Genomic DNA, 19092 nt, shown 5'->3' with positions numbered 1-19092 from the left:
CGCGGCATGATCGACCATTTCCTGCCCGAAACCCCGGATGACGACCCGGCCGCGCGGCTGAACGCATGGCTGCTGCGCGAAGGCCTGCATGGTGCCGGGCAGGAGGCGCTGCTTGAGGGCTATTGCGGCGAGCTGGTCGGTCTTGGCGTGCCGCTGATGCGGCTTCACCTGGCGCAGCGGGCGCTGCATCCCGAATTCGGCGGGATCGGGTTCGATTGGCTGCGGGGCGGCGCGGTGTCGCAGGAAACCTATGCCCATAGCGACACGCCGCGCGACCGCTGGCTGCAGAGCCCGCTGTTTGCGGTGCTGCGCGACCGGCTGCCGGAGCTGCGGATCCGCCTGGACCGGGGCGATCCACTGCCGTTTCCGATGCTGAACGATCTGCGCGACCGGGGCGGCACCGACTATTTCGCATCCGCCATGACCTTCGAGGATCCGGGCGCGGTCGGGCGGATCGACCCCCACGACCCGCCCGAGGGGTTCCTGATCTCCTGGACCACGGATGCGCCCGGCGGGTTCCGCGATGCCGACCTGACCCTGTTGCGCAGGACCTTGCCGCAGCTGGGGCTGGCGCTGAAATCGGCGGCCAACCGGCGCATGGGGCGGGACCTGCTGGGGGTCTATCTGGGCCGCGACGCCGGCCGCCGGGTGCTGACGGGCGAGATCCGCCGCGGGTCGCTGCAGCAGATTCGCGCCGTGATCTGCTATTTCGATCTGACCGGCTTTACCCGGCTGGCCGAGGAAACCGGGGGCGCGGCGCTGATCGATATGCTGAACGACTATTTCGGCATCGTGGTCGGGCTGGTTCAGGGGCAGGGCGGCCATGTCCTGAAATTCATGGGTGACGGGCTGCTGGCGATGTTCGAGGCGTCCGACCCGCAGGCCGCCGCCCGCGCGGCGCTGGACATGGCCGACCGGCTGCGCCGGGACATGGCCACGCGCAGCGCCGAGCGGCGTGCTCGGGGTGAACCAGCCACCGGGTTCACGCTGGCCCTGCATGCGGGCGACATCCTCTATGGCAATATCGGCGCCGAAACGCGGCTGGATTTCACCGCCATCGGCCCCGCTGTGAACCAGACGGCGCGGATCTCGGGAATGCACCGGGCCGTGGGACAGGACATCATCCTGTCGGAGCGCGTGATGCGCGATGCCGGCCGGACCGGCCACGACCTGGTGTCACTGGGCCGCTACATGCTGCGCGGCGTCTCCGCGCCGCAGGAACTGTTCACCCTTCACGCCCGCCCCGAAGGGGGCAACGCTCAGAAGGTGACGTGAACGCCGGGCAGGTCCAGCGCGCGGATCAGGTCGCGCAGTTCCTGCCGCGCGGCGATGTTCGACAGGCTCAGCTGCCGGACACCGGTATCGCCGAGGTCCAGCAGGGTCAGCCCGCGCGGGAACAACTCGCGAAAGACCACCCGTTCACTGAAACCGGGGGCGACACGGAACCCGATCCGGCGTGACAGGTTGGCCACCGCCTTTTCCATCCGGTCCTTGTTCAGCATCCGCTGGCTGCCGACGCGGTTGCGCAGGACGATCCAGTCGATCGGCCGCCCGCCCGCTTGTGCGCGGCGCTGGCGCGCGGTCCAGACCATTTCCGAATAGACCGACGGCCCCAGCACCTTTTCGCCCGACGGATCGATCCGCGCCAGCAGGTCGAAATCCACGAAACTGTCATTGAGCGGTGTCACCAGCGTGTCGGCCAGCGCATGGGCGGCCTGCGCCAGCGGCGTATGCGCGCCGGGGCAGTCGATCAGGACAAAGTCGTTACCGGGCTCCAGCGCGGCCACCGCCTGTTGCAGCAGCGGTGCGGCGTCTTCATCCGCCGGCGGGGTGCCGTTCACGCCCGGCAGGCTGCCGGCGGTCGCGCTGGGCAGCGCCAGGCCCTCGGCACGAATGAAGGCATCGCGGTTCTCGACATAGCGGGCCAGGCTGCGCTGGCGCAGGTCCAGGTCGATGGTGCCGACCCGATGGCCCAGCCGGGCGAGCGCGGTGGCCACATGCATCGACACGGTGGATTTGCCTGCGCCGCCCTTTTCGTTCCCAACAACGATGATATGCGCCATGACCGCCCCCATTGCCCGGTCCCGCGCTGCGTCGCGGGTTCGCCGGTTTCATAGGAGGCGCCGCGCGGGATGAAAAGCACCGGCGTGCGAAATCCGCATGACAACCGCACGAAAAAGGCCGCCCGAAGGCGGCCTTTGCCGTTAGATCCGAAGGGGTGGGATCAGAAGCCCAGGCCTTCGTATTTCTTCTTGAACTTCGACACGCGGCCGCCGGTGTCCATCAGGCGGGTGCCGCCACCGGTCCAGGCCGGGTGCACGCTGGGGTCGATGTCCAGCGACAGCTGGTCGCCCTCGGCGCCCCAGGTCGATTTCATCTGCACCACGGTGCCATCGGTCATCTTGACGTCGATGAGGTGGTAATCGGGATGGATGTCTTTTTTCATCGCTGTGGTTCCTTACGCTTCGGCGCCCGTGGATTTCGGCTTGTAGTGGCTGTCCTCCGCGATCCGGGCGGATTTGCCGCGGCGCGAGCGCAGGTAGTAGAGTTTCGCCCGGCGCACGCGACCACGGCGGACAACGGTGATGCTGTCGATGTTGGTCGAGTAGAGCGGGAACACGCGTTCCACGCCTTCGCCGAAGGAAATCTTGCGGACGGTGAAGGAACCGGCAATGCCGTCGCCGTTCTTGCGCGCGATGCAGACGCCTTCGTAGTTCTGCACCCGCGACCGCGACCCTTCGGTCACCTTGTAGCCGACGCGCACGGTGTCACCGGCCTTGAAATCGGGGATATCCTTCCCCAGCGAGGCGATCTGTTCCGCCTCGAGCTGTGCGATCAGGTCCATCGCGTTTCTCCTGGTTTGCTCGTGGTTGATCCACGAAGGTCTGTGGTCGTCCCGAGAGCTCTTGGTCTTCGTCCGGGTCCACCCCAGGGTGCCCGCCAGAGATCAGGTCGTTCGTTTCTTTCCCGAACCGGTTTGCGTCACGTCGCCGCGCGGAAGAAGGCGGGCAGGGGCGCAACAGGTTTCAGGCCCGGCGCCGCCTCTGCGATTCCGAACCAGCGGTCGTTTAGGCAATTTCCGCTCCGGGATCAAGGCCCGGCCACGGCACGGGGGCGTGAAACCGCCGGAATTTCACCCCGCCGCGCGGCGGGGGCTGGTGCCCGGCGATTTTGCCCGCTAGAGGCGAACCGGCAGGTTTCGGCAGGAGGTTCCATGCGCATTGTCACCATTTTCATCGTCGCCATGCTCGTGATGGTGTCCTGCAGCCGCCGCGCCCCCGCGCCGGACCCGGTCGCGCCGGCCTCGGGCGACGCGGTGCGCGAGGTTCTGATGGGCGAGTTGGTGACCTATCCGAAATTCGGTGACGCCGATCCGCACCCGTGGGACGGCCGGCGGCCGCAATCCTACCCGATCCACGGCATCGACGTGTCGCGCTGGCAGGGCGATATCGACTGGCACACGGCGCGGGCTGCCGGCGTGTCCTTTGCCTATATGAAGGCCACCGAGGGCGGCGATCTCCACGATCCGAAATTCGACGATCACCGTCGCGGGGCGCGCGCGGCGGGCGTGCCCTGGGGCGCGTATCACTATTATTACTTCTGCCGGCCGGCCGAGGAACAGGCGCGCTGGTTCATCCGCCATGTGCCGCGCGACGCGATGGCCCTGCCGCATGTGCTGGACATGGAATGGACGCCCTATTCCAAGACCTGCACGCTGCGCCCGGACGGCGACACCATTCGCCGCGAGGCGAGCAAGTTCCTGGCCATGCTCGAAGCGCATTACGGCCGCCGCCCGATCGTCTACACGACGGTGGATTTCTTCCGCGAAACCGGGATCGGCCGGCTGCATGGCACCGAGTTCTGGCTGCGCTCGGTCGCCGGGCACCCGCGAACGGTCTATCCCGGCGCCTACTGGACGCTCTGGCAATATACCGGCACCGGCCTGGTTCCCGGTATCAAGGGCAAGGTCGACATCAACGTGTTCCGCGGCTCGCCCGAGGCCTGGGTGCGCTGGTCCAGGGGCATCTGACGCCTGGGCCGCGTTCAATCCCGCTTGCGCGTATAGGCCTCCCACAGGTCGGGGCGGCGCTCGCGGGTGATCGCCTCGGCCTGTTCGCGGCGCCAGTCCGCGACCCGGCCATGATGGCCGGACATCAGCACCTCGGGGATGGCGCGGCCCTGCCATTCGGCGGGGCGGGTATACTGCGGGTGTTCCAGCAACCCGTTGGCAAAGCTTTCTTCTTCCGCCGAAGCCGCGTTGCCCAGCACGCCGGGCAGCAGCCGGACGGTGGCGTCGATCAACGCTTGGGCGGCAATCTCGCCCCCGGTCATCACGAAATCGCCCAGGCTGACCTCGTCGATGGCGTAATGCTCCAGCACCCGTTCGTCGACACCCTCGAACCGGCCGCAGATCAGCGTCACGCCGCCCGCCCGCGCCAGTTGCCGCATCAGCGCCTGGTCCATCCGCCGTCCGCGCGGCGACAGGTAGATCAGCGGCGCGCCGGGGATGGCGGTTTCGCGGGTGGCCTCGATCGCCGCGCCCAGCACATCGGCGCGCAGCACCATGCCGGCGCCGCCGCCGGCAGGGGTATCGTCGACATTGCGGTGCCGCCCGATGCCGAAACCGCGCAGATCGTGGGTTTCCAGCCGCCACAGGCCCTCCTGCAGCGCCTTGCCGGTCAGGCTCTCGCCCAGCACGCCGGGGAAGGCGCCGGGAAACAGGGTGATCACCTGCGCCGACCACGCGCCCTTCAGCTCGGGTGTCGGCGTGATCAGCTCGCGCGGCGTCAGCGTCGGGCGGATGGTCTTGCGGCCCAGCGCACGGGCGGGGCGGGGAGTGTCAGTCACGGGCGGTCACCTTTCCTGCGCATGGGCCAGGATCGCGCGTTTCGCGGCCCTCAGCGCGTCCGGGTCGGCGTGATCGCGGTTGGCGGCCAGAAGCGCAAGCAGAATCGCCGGGTCATGGCGGCGATTGGCGGCGGGCTGCGGCGCCAGCCTGTCGCGGACGGGATCGGGCAGGCCGCAGAGGTCGAGCAGCGGGGCCAGCGGGCCGAGCGCCTGCCCGGCGCTGTCCTCGAGCGCACGGCGCAGCACCGGGGCGGGCGCGACCGCCTGCGCAACCGCGTCGATCACCGCATCGAGACCGGCCGAGGCGCGGTAGCGATCGGCATAGGTCTCGGCATCCAGCACCATGCGCACGGCGCGCAAATGCTGCGCATGGCAGCTGGCCAGCCACGGCGCGGGCGCGCGGGTGGAAAAGAAGAACCGGATATCGGCACCGGGATGGATCTGCGCCACCGTCTCGGCCAGCGCCTTCATCAGGGCCGGGGTCGCGTCATAGGCAGTCAGCCCGCGCCGCCCCGGCATGTGGCCAGCGAGGTCTTCGGAGGCCAGCAGCACCGGGCGCGCATCGCGCCGGCTCCAGCCCTGGGCCAGTTCGGCCAGTTCATACCGGAAAAGCGCCATGTCCAGCGCCCCGTGTGACACCGACCACGCGCGGGCCGCCTCGCAGAGCGCGACCATGCGCGGGCGCAGGAAGACACGCAGATGCGGTTTCAGGACCGGGGCATTGGCGCGCAGGGTTTTCTGCACCGTCGTGGTGCCGGTCTTGTGAAACCCGGCATGGACGACGAGGCGCAGCATCTCAGAACAGGCCGTCAGGCGGATCGGCGACGATCCGGCCCGCGCCCAGATCCACCGTGGGCACCGCTGCGCGGGTGAACGGCAGCAGCACCGTGGTCGAGCGCCCCGGCGCCTGCAATTCGAGCAGGTCGCCCGCGCCGTGGTTGAGCACCGCCTTGACCCGGCCCAGCGTCGCGCCGCCGGTATCGACGACCTCGAGCCCGATCAGGTCGGCATGGTAGAATTCATCGTCGGGCAGCGCCGGAAGCCGGTGGCGCGGAACATAGAGCCTGGTGCCGCGCAGCGCATCGGCCTGTTCCTTGGTCGCAACCCCGCCCAGCCGCGCGGCATACCCGTTCTTGACCGGCCGGGTGAGGGTCAGCGCAAAGCTCTGGCCGCCGTCCCCGGTGGACAGCGGGCCGTATGTGGCGATGTCGGACGGCTCGGCGGTAAAGCTCTTCAGCCGCACCTCGCCGCGCACCCCGAAGGCGCCCGCGATGACGCCGACACAGACCGGTTCGTCGCTCATTCCCTTGCCCCGATACACAGGCCGTTCCGCAGTGCGCCGCCCGCGTCGAGACAGCGGTCGCCCTGGTTCGACCGTTCCCAGAATATGCCCGCGGCAAAGGCCAGCGCAAGCAGCAGCGCGGTCCGCACCGGGCGCAGCAGCAGCCCCATCGGGGCGGCTCAGGCACGGCCCCGGCGCGCGTGGCGCCGGGATCGGGCGGTCGTGCAATGGTCGGCGCGGATCGCCATCGCCGGGATTATTCCCCGGCTGCGGCCTCTGCGGCCTCTGTGGCCTCTGCGGGCGCTTCGGTTGCCGCGCTGGCCTTGGCGGCCTTTTCCTCGGCGCGATCCTTGGCCTTCTGGCCCGGCTCGCCCTTCTTGGGGTTGCTGCGCGTGGCTTTTTCGCGCAGGCCGGCCGCCTCGAGGAAACGGGCCACCCGGTCGGTCGGCTGGGCGCCGAGGTCGAGCCAGTGCTGGATGCGCTCCACGTCCATCTTCACCCGCTCTTCGCTGTCTTTCGGCAGCAGCGGGTTGTAGGTGCCCAGCTTCTCGATGAAGCGGCCGTCGCGCGGCATGCGGCTGTCGGCGGCCACGATGCGGTAGAAGGGGCGTTTCTTGGACCCGCCACGGGCCAGTCGGATCTTCATTGCCATTGGTTCATCTCCTTTGAATGGCGTCGGTGCGGTGGGGTGAAACCCCACCCTACGTTCTCGTTACGATTGGTGCCTGCGATGGTGCTGGATGACTTCAGCGATGATGAAGTTCAGGAACTTCTTGGCGAAATCCGGGTCGAGATCGGCCTGGTTCGCCAGGTCTTCGAGCCGTGCGATCTGATGCGCTTCGCGCGCCGGATCGGACGGGGGAAGGTCGTGCCGGGCCTTGAGCCGGCCCACCGCCTGGGTGTGCTTGAACCGCTCGCCCAGCGTGTAGACGAGGATCGCGTCGAGCCTGTCGATGCTCTCGCGGTGTTCCTTCAGCAGTTCGGCAGCGCGCGCGGCAGCGTCATTCGCGTCATTCACGTCAGTCAAGGGCCCAGCCTTTCGGTTTGAACAAGGGGTCGGCGTAATGCGCGATTTCCATCTCGATCCCATGCGCCAGCTGCGATCCGGCGAGCTGATCGGGGGACGGATGGCGATAGACCGCATCATTGCCGTCGATGGTGGGGGCGGTCCTGTCCCTGGCCGCGCCCAGCCGCTCGGCCAGCCGGATGCTGTCTAGGTTCTTGGGGTCGATATAGCTGACCGCCCCGTCCCAGCCGAGTTCGGAATAGAAATGGCGCCGCGCCGCGTCCACCGCCTCGAGCGCGTAGCCCTTGCCGGCCGCGTCGGGCCAGATCACCCAGGCCAGTTCCTTTTCCGGCCATTTCGCGGGCATCCAGCCGCCTGCCATGCCCAGTGTGGCGTCGGTGGCGCGGTCATGGATCATCCACATGCCATAGCCGCGGATCTGCCAGTGACCGATCTCGGCGGCATAGAGCATCCAGGTCTCGTAGGCGTTCAGCGGCCCGCCCATGAACCGGGCGCGGTAGCTGGTGAAGGTGGATCTGAAATTCGGATAGTCGCCGGGTTCCGGGCCGCGCAGGACCAGCCGCCGGGTTTCGAGCGTGGGAATGGGCCGGGTCATGCCGCGCTGCCCTGCCGGGGATGGCGCCAGACCTGGCAGGGGTGGCCGGCCACCTCGCCGTCGCGCTCGATACTGGCGCCCAGCCGCCGGGCCAGCGCGACAGAGCGGGTATTGGCCGGGTCGATATAGGAAATCACCCCGTCAAGACCGAGATGTTCGGCGGCGAAGGCGCGGGCGGCGCTGGCGCCCTCGAAGGCCAGCCCCTTGCCCTCGAACCCGCCGAAGATGTGCCAGCCCAGTTCCGGCTCGTCCCATCCGTCGTTGAAGATCATGCCGATCCGCCCCGCTGCCTGCCCGCTGGCGCGGTGTTCGACCACCCACATGCCGTAACCGCGCAGCGCCCAGTGACCGTAGGTGGCCAGGAACGCCCCCCAGCTGCGCAGGCGCGGATAGGGGCCGCCGACGAATTTCGCCCGCTCCGACGCGCCGAAGGCGGCGAAGGCCTCGAAATCGGATTCGCGCGGGCCGCGCAGGATCAGGCGTTCGGTTTCGATGACGGGAATCGCGAGGCCGGTCATGCATAGGCCTCCATGCCGCCATCGGCGAGCCTGTCCGCGCCCGGATGGCGGTAGACAAGGCAGGGGGCATCGCCCGGCGCCGCGGCCTGCGGATCGCGGACGGCACCCAGCCGTTCGGCCAGCGCGATCGACCGCGCATTCGCCGGATCGATATAGCTGACCGCCGTATCCCAGCCCAGCACGTCATAGGCATAGCCGCGCGCGGCGGTGGCCGCCTCGAACGCGAAGCCCTTGCCCTCGGCCTGCGGCGTCCAGACCGACCAGCCGATTTCCCGTTCGGGCCAGCCTTCGGGGAACCACGGGCCGGCCATGCCCAGCGCGGTGTCGTCGCCGCGCGCGGTGAACACGAAATTGCCCCATTCGCGCAGCACCCAATGGCCGATCACATGGCCAAAGGCGCGCCACGCCTTGCCGTCGTCCATGTCGCCGCTGCGGATATACCGCGACCGGTCCGACGCCATCATCGCCCGCCATGCGGGCCAGTCCTGCGGGCCGGGGGCACGCAGGATCAGGCGTTCGGTTTCCAGAACCGGGGTATCGGCGAGACGGGGGGTCATGCGCTGGGTGCCATCACTTCTTCTTGCCGAGGCCGCTCAGGCCGGGGGGCAGGGGCATCCCGCCGCCGCCGAGGCCGGGCAGGCCGCCGCCGGGCAGCTTGCCGCCCATCTGCCGGGCCGCCGCTTCCAGCGCCTTGGGGTCCATGCCGGCCCCCATATCCGCGGGCAGGCCGCCCTTGCCGAACAGCCCCTTCATGGCCTGTTTCAGCATGCCGCCTTTGCCCATCCGGCCCATTTTCTTCATCATGTCGCCCATCTGGCGGTGCATCTTCAGCAGCTTGTTGAGGTCGGACACATCCATGCCCGCGCCGGCGGCGATGCGTTTCTTGCGGCTGGCCTGCAGCAGCTTGGGGTTGGCGCGTTCCTTCTTGGTCATCGACTGGATCAGCGCGATCTGGCGTTTCAGCACCTTGTCGTCGAACCCGGCCTCCTGCACCTGTTTCGACATCTTGGCCATGCCGGGCATCATGCCCATCACGCCTTCCATGCCGCCCATCTGCTGCATCTGTTCCAGCTGCATCTTCAGGTCGTTCATGTTGAACTGGCCCTTGGCCATGCGGCGCATCATCTTTTCGGCCTGTTCGGCCTCGATGGTTTCCTGCGCCTTCTCGACCAGCGCCACGATGTCGCCCATGCCGAGGATCCGGCCCGCGATGCGGTCCGGCTCGAAGGTCTCGATGGCGTCCATCTTCTCGCCCAGGCCGACAAAGCGGATCGGTTTGCCGGTGACCGCGCGCATCGACAGGGCGGCGCCGCCGCGCCCGTCGCCGTCCATCCGGGTCAGCACCACGCCCGAGATGCCGATCTTGGCGTCGAATTCCTCGGCCACCTCGACCGCGACCTGGCCGGTCAGCCCGTCGACCACCAGCAGCGTTTCGCGCGGATGGACCACGTCGCGGACATCCTCGACCTCCTGCATCAGGACTTCGTCGATCTGCAGGCGGCCGGCGGTGTCCAGCATGTAGACATCGTAGCCGCCCAGGGATGCCTGCTGCTTGGCCCGCCGCGCGATGTCCACCGGTTTCTGGCCCGGCACGATCGGCAGCGTATCGACGCCGATCTGAACGCCCAGAACCGCCAGTTGGTCCATCGCCGCCGGGCGATAGACGTCGAGCGAGGCCATCAGGACCTTCTTGCCCTCTTTTTCCTTCAGCCGCTTGGCGAGCTTGCCGGTGGTGGTGGTCTTGCCGCCACCCTGCAGGCCGACCATCAGGATCGGCGCGGGCGGGTTGTCGATCTTGAGCTTGCCCGGATCCTCGTCGCCGCGCAGCACGTCGACCAGCGCGTCATGCACGATCTTGACCACCTGCTGGCCCGGCGTGACCGATTTGGTCACCGCCTGCCCGGTGGCCTGTTCCTGCACCTTCTTCACGAAATCGCGCGCCACCGGCAGCGAAACATCCGCCTCGAGCAGCGCCACGCGCACCTCGCGCAGGGCGGTCTTGACGTCCTCGTCGGACAGGGCGCCCTGCTTGGTCAGCCGGTCGAAGACGCCAGAGAGGCGTTCGGAAAGATTTTCAAACATGGCCCTGGCTCCTTTCGCCGGTTTCATCCCTGACGCACCCTATCTAGGGCGCACCGTCTCAATGCACAAACGCCCCCACGGGCGCAACGCGCTGGTGGGGGGCGATCCCTGCCCGCGGCAAGGGACCGGAAGGCTGGCGCTTCCGGGTATCGGGGCGCTGTTAGGGCGTTCGCAGGGCAGAGTCAAGGCGGGGCCGGCGGCCGCCCCGCCCGCTGGTCACGTTCAGGCCGCGAGCCGTTCGACCGCCTCCTGCGCCGAGCGCAGGCTGGCATCCGCATCGGTCGCGAGGCTGTCGGCGGCGACGAACTCGACACTGTCCATCCCGACAAAGCCGAGCATGAAGCGCAGGTAGCGCGCGGCGAAATCGGCGTCCGATCCCTCCGTGGTGCCGCCCGAGGCCATCGCCACGATCACGCGCTTGCCGGTCAGCAGGCCGCGCGGGCCGTTTTCGGTATACTGAAAGGTAACTCCGGCGCGGGCGATCAGGTCGATCCAGGCCTTGAGCCCGGCGGGCACCGAGAAGTTGTAGACCGGCAGGCCGATCACGATGGTGTCGGCGGCGGCCAGTTCGGCCACCAGGTCGTCGGACAGGGCGAGCGTTGCCCGCTGGGCCTCGCTGCGTGCATCCGCGGGGGTGAAATTGGCGCTCACCCAGGCGTCGTCGATCAGCGGCAGCGGGGCCGCGCCCAGGTCGCGATAGAGAACGCGTGCGGCGTCCAGGCGCTCGACGATGCGGGCGGTCAGCCCGCGCGTGGCCGAGCCGTCCCGGCGCACCGAGGCGTCGATATGAAGAAGTGTCTTGGTCATGGTTTGGGGTCCTGAAGTGTCTCTGGTCAGTTCGGTGGTGAGAGACAGATTTGGTTGTTGCATCAATGAACACAACTTGGCATTTTCAACATTATCTGTTCTTCAGTGCACAAAGTGGGAATCATGGACAACTGGGACGAGGTTCGCACCGCCTATCAGGTGGCCCGGATCGGCACCGTGAGCGGCGCGGCCGAGGTGCTGGGGGTGCATCACGCCACCGTCATCCGCCATATCGACGCGCTCGAGACGCGGCTGGGCGTCAAGCTGTTCCAGCGCCACGCGCGCGGCTATACCCCGACCGAGGCCGGCGCCGACCTTTTGCGGGTGGCGCAGGCGACCGATGACCAGCTCAACCAGCTTGCCGGCCGGCTCAAGGGACACGGCGACGAGGTGGGCGGCGAACTGGTGGTGACATCGCTCGGGTCGCTGTCGCCGCTGGTGGTCCCGGTTCTGGCCGCGTTCCAGAAACAGCATCCCGATGTCATCCTGCGCTTTCTGACCGGCGACCGGCTGTTCCGGCTGGAATATGGCGAGGCCCATGTGGCGATCCGGGCCGGGTCGGCGCCCGACCAGCCGGACAACGTGGTCCAGCCCTTCATGAAGCTCAACGTGGGGCTCTACGCCAGCACCGCCTATGTCGAGGCGCATGGCCTGCCCGAGGATGTCGACCAGTTCCGCAACCACCGCTTTGTCGCGCAGGACGACCAGAACAGCCGGGCGCCGTTCAGCGAATGGATGCGCACGCATGTGCCGCTCGGGTCGGCCACGTTCCGCAGCACCAACGGGCTGGCGCTGGAAGAGGCGATCCTGGCCGGGGCGGGCATCGGGTTTCTGGCCGAATGGAAGGCGGCGCAACGGGACGGGCTGGTCCAGGTGATGCCGCCGCAGCCGGAATGGGCGACCTCGCTGTGGCTGGTGACGCATGTGGACCTGCACCGGACCACCAAGGTGCAGGCCTTTACCCGGTTTCTCAAGACCTGTGCCGGAGACTGGGACCTGTGACACCGCAGGCGCAGGGGCATCTGGCGATGCTGGCCTTTTCGGCGCTGGTGGCGGGGTCGTTCTCGCTGGGCGCGCTGATCGCCAACGAGATATCGCCGACCGCGCTGACCGCGGCGCGGTTTGCCATTGCCACCGTGGTGATCGGGGTGGCGGCCGCGATGACCACCGGCCTGCCGCGCAGCGCGGCGCGGGCGCCCTGGCGCTACCTGGTGCTGGGCGGGCTGTTCGCGATCTATTTCGTGCTGATGTTCGAGGGGCTGAAGACGGCGGCCCCGGTCAGCGCCGCCGCGGTGTTCACGCTGACGCCGATGCTGGCCGCCGGGTTCGGCTGGGTCCTGCTGCGCCAGGTCACAACCGCGCGCATGGCGCTGGCGCTGGCCATCGGCGCCGCCGGGGCGCTGTGGGTCATCTTCCGTGCCGATATGGCCGCGCTGCGGGCGTTTTCCATCGGGCAGGGCGAGGTGATCTATTTCTGGGGCTGCGTGGCACATGCGCTCTACACGCCGATGGTGGCGCGGCTGAACCGGGGTGAACCGGCGGTGGTGTTCACCTTCGGCATGTTGCTCGCCGGCTGTGCCGTGCTGGTCGTCTGGGGCTGGTCCGACATTCTCGCCACCGATTGGCTGGCGCTGCCGGCGATCGTCTGGATCGGGCTGCTCTATGTGGCGATCTGCGCGTCGTCGATGACCTTCGTCCTGTTGCAATTCGCGACGCTGCGGCTGCCCTCGGCCAAGGTGATGGCCTATACCTACCTGACGCCCAGCTGGGTGATCCTGTGGGAAATCGCGCTGGGCAACGGCGCCCCGCGCGGGCTGGTGCTGGCCGGGATCGTGCTGACCGTGGTGGCGCTGGTGATGCTGCTGCGCGATGACGGCTGACGGCATTGCGGAACTTGCCGCGATGTTGCTAGAGATTGCTCGGGGACGCGCAGTTTGCCCGTCGAGATGAAAGGATCCGAAATGGCTTTGAAATCCGTTGCGGTTGCCGCGCTGGCATCGGCCTTGCCGCTGGCAGCGATGGCGCAGGACGTTCCGGCGCCCAAGGTGCTGGTGATCACCATGTTCGGCGGCGAGACCAAACCATGGCTGGAAAACCGGTCGCTGAGCCAAGAGATCGCGATCCCCGGCCTGCCCGAAAGCGCGCCCGCGCTGTCCTGCGATGACGACCTGTGCGTGATGACCACGACGATGGGCTTTGGCAATGCCGCCAGTTCCGTCGCGGCGGTGGCGCTGAGCGACAGGGTGGACCTGCGTCAAAGCTATGTCCTGATCGCGGGCATCGCGGGGGTGGACCCCGAACATGGCACGCTGGGATCGGCGCATTGGGCGCGGTATGCGGTCGATGGCGGGTTGCGTCACCAGATCGACCCGCGCGAGATACCGCAGGGCTGGGACACCGGGGCGCTGACCTTGGGGACCTCCGAGCCGGGCGCCGAGGGCGGCTGGACCGCCGGCACCGAGATGTTCGCGCTGAACCCCGACCTGGCACAGCAGGCGCTGAAGCTGACCGAGGCGACCGAACTGGCCGACAGCGATCGGGCGGCGGAATACCGGGCGCAATATACCGAGGCGGCGGCGCAGGCCGCGCCCGCGGTCAGCCTGTGCGACACCGTATCTGCGGACACCTACTGGCACGGCCGCATCATCGCGCAGGAAATGGAGAGCCGGGTTGCCGCCCTGACCGATGGCAAAGGCGTCTATTGCACCTCGCAGATGGAAGACAATGCGACGCTCACCGCGCTTCAGCGCGCCGCCCGGGCAGGGCGGGTGGATTTCGACCGTATCGCCGTTCTGCGCACCGCGTCGAATTTCGACCGGCAGGCGGACGGGCAGGGCGCGGCGGACTCGCTGGGCGCGGACTCGGGCGGGTTCGGCCCGGCCACCGAGAACGCGTTCCGGGTCGGCAACGGTCTCGCCCAGGCGATCATCGAAAACTGGGACAGCTGGAAAGACGGGGTGCCCGCCACCGAATAGGGCCGTCATCCCCGTCTCAACGCAATTCCGGGGCGGCCATCGCCCCGGACAAAGGCATCCATACCGGCCGCGATGAGGCGGCAGGCCGATCCTGCCCGAAGGGGCGGTCCGGCTATTGCGAAAGCTGGTCCCGGATCGCCGCCAGCCCGGTTTCGTAGATCCCGGCTATCAGGGCTTCTGACTGCGGATCATCCGAGGAAAACCGGCCCGACCAGGTGATCGTCGAGCTGTCTCCCCGCGTGATCGAAAGCGTTGCGGTATATTTCTCGACCGGAAGCGGCGAATCCGTGATCCGGTAGGTGTAGGAATGCCCCGGCTCGGACGCGACGCGCTTTTCGACCAGCTTTGCGCCGTCGGTCGTGGCAAGGATGCGGTGCAGCGCGCCGTCAATGACCTTGAGTTCGCAGGTGCTGACCGCCGGGTGCCAGTCATCGATATCGCAGAAGTCACCGATCAGGTTCCAGGCCGCGTCCGGCGACGACGTGATTTGCAGCGACCGCTCGACCGCGTATTGCTCGGCCCATGCGGCCAGAGGTGAAACCGCGGCCAGCGCCGCGAGGGTGATTTTCAGAACCGTTATCATAAATTTACCCCGCCTTTGACTCAATCGAATGCAGCTATGCAGGGTGGCATGTTACCATGAGCGCCGTGTTTGCCCTAAACAGGGCGGGTTCGGGCGGTCAGTCTTCCGGGGCTGGTTCGTTCCCGTCTTTCGATTCGACCGCCAGCAATTCGACCGCCAGGAACCGCTCGAACGCGTCGAGATGCACCGGTTCGAACTGCCCGAACCCCTGCATCCAGACGCTGGCCTCGCGCAGCGCATCCGGTTCCAGCTTGCACCATTTCACCCGGCCGCGTTTCTCCTGGCTGATCAGCCCGGCCGCGGCCAGAATGCCCAGATGCTTGGAAATGGCTGCCAGGCTCATGTCGAACGGCGCGGCCACGTCGGTGACGGCCATGTCATCCTCGAGCAGCATCGCCAGTATCTCGCGCCGCGTCGGATCGGACAAGGCAGAGAACACGGTGTCGAGAGGGGTGATCATGCAAGGGCCCGGCTGGCTGCTTCGGTCGGTTCGGGCGGCCGGGAACGAGGGCGGCACCCGGTTGAGTGCCGGTGTAGAAGGCGCCGGGGCGGATCGTCAACCGTTCGGTTGAATATGCCGCGGGGCTGCTATCGGGCGACGGATCATGCTGATTCCATAAATTATCACGGTAATTTAGTGAGTTACAGATCATTCCTGATCTGTTTCGCCGCCATTGACTCTTGCCGCCCCTGCAACTAGCACCATCCCCGAATAAGCGTGAGGGATCCGCAGGTGAGCGACGAGGACCGAAAGCAGCGCATGGCGCAGCTTGAGGAGCGGCTCGCCGGGCTTCGCAAGGGCGAGGACGCGAAATCCCACACCGACAAACATTATTCCCAGGCGCATCTAGCCTGGCGGATGGTGATCGAGCTTGTGGTCGGTCTGGGGATCGGCTTTGGCATCGGGTACGGGCTGGACAGCCTGTTCGGGACGCTCCCGATATTCCTGGTGCTGTTCACGTTGTTCGGCCTCGCCGCCGGCATCAAGACGATGCTGCGCAGCGCGCGAGAGATCGAGGCAGAGAAACAGGCGGGGCCGGGGCAATCCGGTAACGCCGGAGACGGAAACGAGAGGGGCTGACAGTGGCGAGCGAAGCGCAAGCGGCAGAACACGCTGCAGAAGAGGGCGGGCTGGTCTTCCACCCGATGGACCAGTTCATCGTGAAGCCGCTGTTCGGTGGCGACACCATCGCCTGGTACACGCCCACCAACGTGACCCTGTGGATGGGTATCGCGGTCCTGGCGATCCTCGTGCTGCTGGTGCTGGCCACCTCGAAGCGGGCCATCGTGCCGTCGCGCGGCCAGTCGATCGCCGAACTGGCCTATGGTTTCGTCTACAAGATGGTCGAGGACGTGGCCGGCAAGGACGGGGTGAAATACTTCCCCTACATCATGACCCTGTTCATGTTCATCGTCTGCGCCAACTTCCTGGGCCTGATCCCGATGTCGTTCACCACCACCAGCCACATCGCCGTGACCGCGGTGATGGCGGTTGCGGTGTTCCTGGCGGTGACGATCCTCGGTTTCGTGCTGCACGGGTTCAGCTTTCTGAAACTGTTCTGGATCAGCTCGGCGCCGCTGCCGCTGCGGCCGATCCTGGCGATCATCGAGGTGATTTCCTACTTTGTCCGCCCGGTTAGCCACTCGATCCGACTTGCCGGCAACATGATGGCCGGTCACGCGGTGATCAAGGTGTTCGCGGCCTTTGCCGCCGTCACCGCGATTGCGCCGCTGTCGATTGCCGCGATCACCGCGATCTACGCTCTGGAAACGCTGGTGTCGTTCATCCAGGCCTATGTTTTCGCGATCCTGACCTGCGTCTACCTGAAGGATGCCCTGCATCCGCACCACTAGGGGCGGTCAAACACATGTCATGGCGTGCCGGACCGGCGCGTCCCGAAAATCGAACCATTCCATCGTAAGGAGAGAAATCATGGAAGGCGATATCGTACAAATGGGTGCTTACATCGGCGCGGGTCTGGCCTGTACGGGCATGGGCGGTGCAGCGGTCGGTGTGGGCCACGTCGTGGGCAACTTCCTGTCCGGCGCCCTGCGCAACCCGTCGGCAGCCGGCGGCCAGACCGCGACCATGTTCATCGGTATCGCGTTCTCCGAAGCCCTGGGGATCTTCTCGTTCCTCGTGGCGCTGCTGCTGATGTTCGCCGTCTAAGACAAGACGGACCTTCATCCTTACGGCCGGGCGGGGCGCGATCGACGCGTGCTGCCCGGTGCAGGCAACAGATACCCGGAGGACCGAGATGGCAAACGAATCGCACACCGCCACCGGCGAAGGCCTGGCCGATGCCATCGGCGTGGACGCCCACGCCGCTGCCGACGCGGCGCCGGGCATGCCGCAGCTCGATTTCTCGAGCTTTCCGAACCAGATCTTCTGGCTCGTGGTCACGCTGGTCGTGATCTACCTGATCCTGTCGCGGGTCGCGCTGCCGCGCATTGCCGGCATCCTCGCCGACCGCCAGGGCACCATCACCAATGACATCGCCACCGCCGAGGATCTCAAGGCCCGGGCGGCCGAGGCGGAAACGGCCTATGAAAAGGCGCTGGCCGATGCCCGCGTCGAAGCGGCCCGCATCGTCGCCGAGGCACGTGCCGAGATCCAGGGCGAACTGGACGACGCCATCGCCAAGGCCGATGCCGAGATCGCCGCGAAGTCGGCCGAATCTGAAAAGGCAATCGCGGCAATCCGCGCCGGCGCGATCGAAAGCGTGCGTTCGGTGGCGGGCGATACCGCCGGGGCGCTGGTTTCGGCGCTGGGCGGCAAGGCGGATGCCGACGCGATCGCGGCCGCCGTCGACACGCGGATGAAAGGATGAGACCGATGCGCAAACTTGCCCTTGTCCTGACCCCGTCGCTGCTGGCCACCGGCCCGGCGCTGGCCGCAAGCGGGCCGTTCGTCTCGCTGTCCAACACCAACTTCGTGGTTCTGCTAGCCTTCCTGCTCTTTATCGGCGTGCTGCTCTACTTCAAGGTGCCGTCGTTGCTGGGTGGCATGCTCGACAAGCGCGCCGCAGGCATCCAGTCCGAACTGGACGAGGCCCGCACCCTGCGCGAAGAGGCGCAGAGCCTGCTGGCCTCCTACGAGCGCAAGCAGAAGGAAGTGCAGGCGCAGGCCGACCGGATCGTCGCGACCGCCCGCGAAGAGGCCTCGATCGCGGCGGAACAGGCCAAGCAGGACCTGGACTCGTCGATCGCGCGCCGTCTGCAGGCGGCAGAGGACCAGATCGCCTCGGCCGAAGCCGCCGCGGTCAAGGACGTGCGCGACCAGGCGATCAGCATCGCCGTGGCGACCGCGCGCGAAGTGATCGCCGGGCAGATGACCGCCGATGACAGCAACCGCCTGATCGAAGAGTCGATCAAGGACGTGGAAGCCAAGCTTCACTGATCGGTATTCACCGATCAGGTTTCGCTGACACAGCTTTGATGGAACGGGGGTGACCCGAACCATCCGAACCCGGCCCCCGCGGCCGGGTTCTTCGTTTCCGGCATGATGAATCGCCGCCATTCCTGACGGTTCAGTCCCGGCGCGGGCCGGTTTCCTGTTCCAGCCGCTGGCGGGCGATGGCCTCGTTGCGCTCGGCGCTGCGCTGATCGCGCAGTGCGGCGGCGACGAAATCCAGATGCGCCTCGACCGCCGCGCGCGCGGCTTCGGGGGCGCGGGCCTGCAGGGCGGTGTTGATGGCCTGATGCTGGGCCAGCAACGCGTCGCGCGCGGCAGGCTGGTGGAACATGGCGGACCGGTTGTAGAAAACACCCTGCCGCAACAGGTCGAACATCGACCGCATCATGTGCAGCATCACCACGTTGTGGCCCGCCTCGATGATCGCGGAATGGAACTGCGCGTCCAGCCGCGCCTGTTCTTCTTCGGAGCCGCTGGCCTGGGCGGCTACCATCTTGTCCATGATCGCGCCGATCACCGCCAGGTCGCTGTCCGAGCCCAGCCGGGCCGCGCGTTCGGCGGCCAGGGCTTCGATATCGCGGCGGAAGGACAGGTAGTCGAACACCGCTTCGTCATGGGTGCCAAAGAGCCGGATCAGCGCCGGGGAAAAGGCCGACCCCAGCACATCGGCCACATAGACCCCGGCGCCGGCCCGGCTGGTCAGCAGCCCCTGGTCCTGCAATTCGGCCAGCGCCGCGCGCAGCGACGGGCGCGAGACGCCCAGCCGTTCGGACAGGTCGCGTTCGGGCGGCAGCCGTTCGCCGGGGCGCAGGATGCCGCGCAGGATCAGCAGTTCGATCTGCCGGATCACGGCGGATGACAGCTTTTCGGGCTGGATCTTCTGGAAGGGCATCGGCGGTCCGGGCATGTGGCGGTAATTGGTCAAATGATATGACCGCATTCCGGGGGCTGCAACCGGCA

Annotated in this window: 27 protein-coding genes; 10 read left to right on the top strand and 17 right to left on the bottom strand. The window is 67.4% G+C overall.

Translation table 11 applies throughout. The annotated features are described in order from the left end of the window. Positions 1-6: 6 nt before the first annotated feature. Entirely contained in the window at positions 7-1275 is a 1269-nt protein-coding gene (locus C6Y53_RS03545; protein WP_106471165.1) for an adenylate/guanylate cyclase domain-containing protein, read from the top strand. Here the strand turns inward: C6Y53_RS03545 and C6Y53_RS03540 are convergent. The 3 genes from C6Y53_RS03540 to rplS all read right to left on the bottom strand — a co-directional run bounded on the left by C6Y53_RS03540 (position 1260) and on the right by rplS (position 2845). Further along, positions 1260-2063: a division plane positioning ATPase MipZ gene (locus tag C6Y53_RS03540; protein ID WP_106471164.1), complete on the bottom strand. Its 804-nt coding sequence runs from the start codon at positions 2061-2063 to the stop codon at positions 1260-1262. The two genes, C6Y53_RS03545 and C6Y53_RS03540, sit on opposite strands and share 16 nt — an antisense overlap. A 161-nt stretch (positions 2064-2224) precedes the next feature. Further along, on the bottom strand, positions 2225-2446 hold the full coding sequence (rpmE, locus tag C6Y53_RS03535) for a 50S ribosomal protein L31 (protein ID WP_106471163.1): 222 nt from the start codon (positions 2444-2446) through the stop codon (positions 2225-2227). A gap of 12 nt (positions 2447-2458) precedes the next feature. Further along, positions 2459-2845 (bottom strand): 50S ribosomal protein L19, encoded by a 387-nt coding sequence (gene rplS / locus C6Y53_RS03530; protein WP_106471162.1) that lies wholly within the window; start codon positions 2843-2845, stop codon positions 2459-2461. Between the two features lie 369 nt (positions 2846-3214). On the opposite strand from rplS, the gene C6Y53_RS03525 reads away from it, so the two are divergent. Next, on the top strand, positions 3215-4030 hold the full coding sequence (locus C6Y53_RS03525; protein ID WP_106471161.1) for a glycoside hydrolase family 25 protein: 816 nt from the start codon (positions 3215-3217) through the stop codon (positions 4028-4030). Positions 4031-4044: 14 nt separating this feature from the next. Here C6Y53_RS03525 and trmD read toward each other — a convergent pair whose 3' ends face one another. The 11 genes from trmD to C6Y53_RS03475 form a co-directional block, all read right to left on the bottom strand. Then, positions 4045-4848, bottom strand: a complete 804-nt coding sequence (gene trmD / locus C6Y53_RS03520; RefSeq protein WP_106471160.1) for a tRNA (guanosine(37)-N1)-methyltransferase TrmD — start codon at positions 4846-4848, stop codon at positions 4045-4047. A gap of 6 nt (positions 4849-4854) precedes the next feature. Beyond that, positions 4855-5643: a hypothetical protein gene (locus C6Y53_RS03515; protein ID WP_106471159.1), complete on the bottom strand. Its 789-nt coding sequence runs from the start codon at positions 5641-5643 to the stop codon at positions 4855-4857. 1 nt (position 5644) lies between these two features. After that, positions 5645-6151 carry a ribosome maturation factor RimM gene (gene rimM / locus C6Y53_RS03510; RefSeq protein ID WP_106471158.1) on the bottom strand — a complete coding sequence of 169 codons (507 nt, stop codon included), beginning with the start codon at positions 6149-6151 and terminating at the stop codon, positions 5645-5647. Further along, positions 6148-6300 carry a hypothetical protein gene (locus tag C6Y53_RS20925; RefSeq protein ID WP_211299450.1) on the bottom strand — a complete coding sequence of 51 codons (153 nt, stop codon included), beginning with the start codon at positions 6298-6300 and terminating at the stop codon, positions 6148-6150. Before C6Y53_RS20925 ends, rimM begins: the two co-directional genes overlap by 4 nt. 86 nt (positions 6301-6386) lie before the next feature. Then, complete coding sequence (rpsP, locus tag C6Y53_RS03505; RefSeq protein WP_106471157.1) at positions 6387-6782, bottom strand: 30S ribosomal protein S16; 396 nt, start codon at positions 6780-6782, stop codon at positions 6387-6389. Positions 6783-6842: 60 nt separating this feature from the next. Then, a complete protein-coding gene (locus C6Y53_RS03500; protein ID WP_106471156.1) occupies positions 6843-7148 on the bottom strand; it encodes a chorismate mutase in 306 nt (101 codons plus the stop codon). A 1-nt stretch (position 7149) separates the two neighbouring features. Further along, positions 7150-7752: a GNAT family N-acetyltransferase gene (locus tag C6Y53_RS03495; RefSeq protein WP_106471155.1), complete on the bottom strand. Its 603-nt coding sequence runs from the start codon at positions 7750-7752 to the stop codon at positions 7150-7152. Beyond that, positions 7749-8270 carry a GNAT family N-acetyltransferase gene (locus tag C6Y53_RS03490; protein WP_106471154.1) on the bottom strand — a complete coding sequence of 174 codons (522 nt, stop codon included), beginning with the start codon at positions 8268-8270 and terminating at the stop codon, positions 7749-7751. Before C6Y53_RS03490 ends, C6Y53_RS03495 begins: the two co-directional genes overlap by 4 nt. Beyond that, positions 8267-8827, bottom strand: coding sequence for a GNAT family N-acetyltransferase (locus tag C6Y53_RS03485; RefSeq protein ID WP_106471153.1), 561 nt, complete (start codon positions 8825-8827; stop codon positions 8267-8269). The genes C6Y53_RS03490 and C6Y53_RS03485 overlap by 4 nt, the downstream gene beginning before the upstream one ends. Before the next feature lie 13 nt (positions 8828-8840). Further along, entirely contained in the window at positions 8841-10352 is a 1512-nt protein-coding gene (ffh, locus tag C6Y53_RS03480) for a signal recognition particle protein (RefSeq protein ID WP_106471152.1), read from the bottom strand. Between the two features lie 222 nt (positions 10353-10574). Beyond that, entirely contained in the window at positions 10575-11159 is a 585-nt protein-coding gene (locus C6Y53_RS03475) for an FMN-dependent NADH-azoreductase (RefSeq protein WP_106471151.1), read from the bottom strand. Positions 11160-11282: 123 nt separating this feature from the next. On the opposite strand from C6Y53_RS03475, the gene C6Y53_RS03470 reads away from it, so the two are divergent. The 3 genes from C6Y53_RS03470 to C6Y53_RS03460 all read left to right on the top strand — a co-directional run bounded on the left by C6Y53_RS03470 (position 11283) and on the right by C6Y53_RS03460 (position 14134). Beyond that, on the top strand, positions 11283-12161 hold the full coding sequence (locus C6Y53_RS03470) for a LysR family transcriptional regulator (RefSeq protein WP_106471150.1): 879 nt from the start codon (positions 11283-11285) through the stop codon (positions 12159-12161). Between the two features lie 26 nt (positions 12162-12187). Then, on the top strand, positions 12188-13039 hold the full coding sequence (locus C6Y53_RS03465; protein WP_425300357.1) for a DMT family transporter: 852 nt from the start codon (positions 12188-12190) through the stop codon (positions 13037-13039). Between the two features lie 81 nt (positions 13040-13120). After that, a complete protein-coding gene (locus C6Y53_RS03460) occupies positions 13121-14134 on the top strand; it encodes a purine-nucleoside phosphorylase (protein ID WP_211299449.1) in 1014 nt (337 codons plus the stop codon). Positions 14135-14246: 112 nt separating this feature from the next. Here C6Y53_RS03460 and C6Y53_RS03455 read toward each other — a convergent pair whose 3' ends face one another. Then, positions 14247-14717, bottom strand: a complete 471-nt coding sequence (locus C6Y53_RS03455; protein ID WP_106471147.1) for an SRPBCC family protein — start codon at positions 14715-14717, stop codon at positions 14247-14249. Between the two features lie 97 nt (positions 14718-14814). Beyond that, on the bottom strand, positions 14815-15177 hold the full coding sequence (locus C6Y53_RS03450) for an ArsR/SmtB family transcription factor (RefSeq protein ID WP_106471146.1): 363 nt from the start codon (positions 15175-15177) through the stop codon (positions 14815-14817). Between the two features lie 273 nt (positions 15178-15450). Between C6Y53_RS03450 and C6Y53_RS03445 the strand changes: the two genes are divergently transcribed. The 5 genes from C6Y53_RS03445 (at position 15451) to C6Y53_RS03425 (ending at position 18117) form a co-directional block, all read left to right on the top strand. After that, on the top strand, positions 15451-15798 hold the full coding sequence (locus tag C6Y53_RS03445) for an AtpZ/AtpI family protein (protein WP_106473944.1): 348 nt from the start codon (positions 15451-15453) through the stop codon (positions 15796-15798). A 65-nt stretch (positions 15799-15863) separates the two neighbouring features. Then, the gene (locus tag C6Y53_RS03440) at positions 15864-16571 is read left to right on the top strand and encodes a F0F1 ATP synthase subunit A (RefSeq protein ID WP_106471145.1); all 708 of its coding nucleotides are present in this window, start codon (positions 15864-15866) and stop codon (positions 16569-16571) included. A 79-nt stretch (positions 16572-16650) separates the two neighbouring features. Continuing rightward, complete coding sequence (locus C6Y53_RS03435; protein ID WP_106471144.1) at positions 16651-16887, top strand: F0F1 ATP synthase subunit C; 237 nt, start codon at positions 16651-16653, stop codon at positions 16885-16887. 88 nt (positions 16888-16975) lie between these two features. After that, a complete protein-coding gene (locus C6Y53_RS03430) occupies positions 16976-17548 on the top strand; it encodes a F0F1 ATP synthase subunit B' (RefSeq protein ID WP_106471143.1) in 573 nt (190 codons plus the stop codon). 5 nt (positions 17549-17553) lie between these two features. After that, a complete protein-coding gene (locus C6Y53_RS03425) occupies positions 17554-18117 on the top strand; it encodes a F0F1 ATP synthase subunit B (RefSeq protein ID WP_106471142.1) in 564 nt (187 codons plus the stop codon). 130 nt (positions 18118-18247) lie between these two features. Here C6Y53_RS03425 and C6Y53_RS03420 read toward each other — a convergent pair whose 3' ends face one another. Next, positions 18248-19024: a FadR/GntR family transcriptional regulator gene (locus C6Y53_RS03420; RefSeq protein WP_106473943.1), complete on the bottom strand. Its 777-nt coding sequence runs from the start codon at positions 19022-19024 to the stop codon at positions 18248-18250. Positions 19025-19092: the final 68 nt, after the last annotated feature.

The sequence above is a fragment of the Pukyongiella litopenaei genome (assembly GCF_003008555.2).
In the GTDB taxonomy this organism is placed as follows: Bacteria; Pseudomonadota; Alphaproteobacteria; order Rhodobacterales; family Rhodobacteraceae; genus Pukyongiella; species Pukyongiella litopenaei.
The sequence above is the reverse complement of the archived record's forward strand: the minus strand, read 5'-3'. Positions and strand labels throughout refer to the sequence as shown.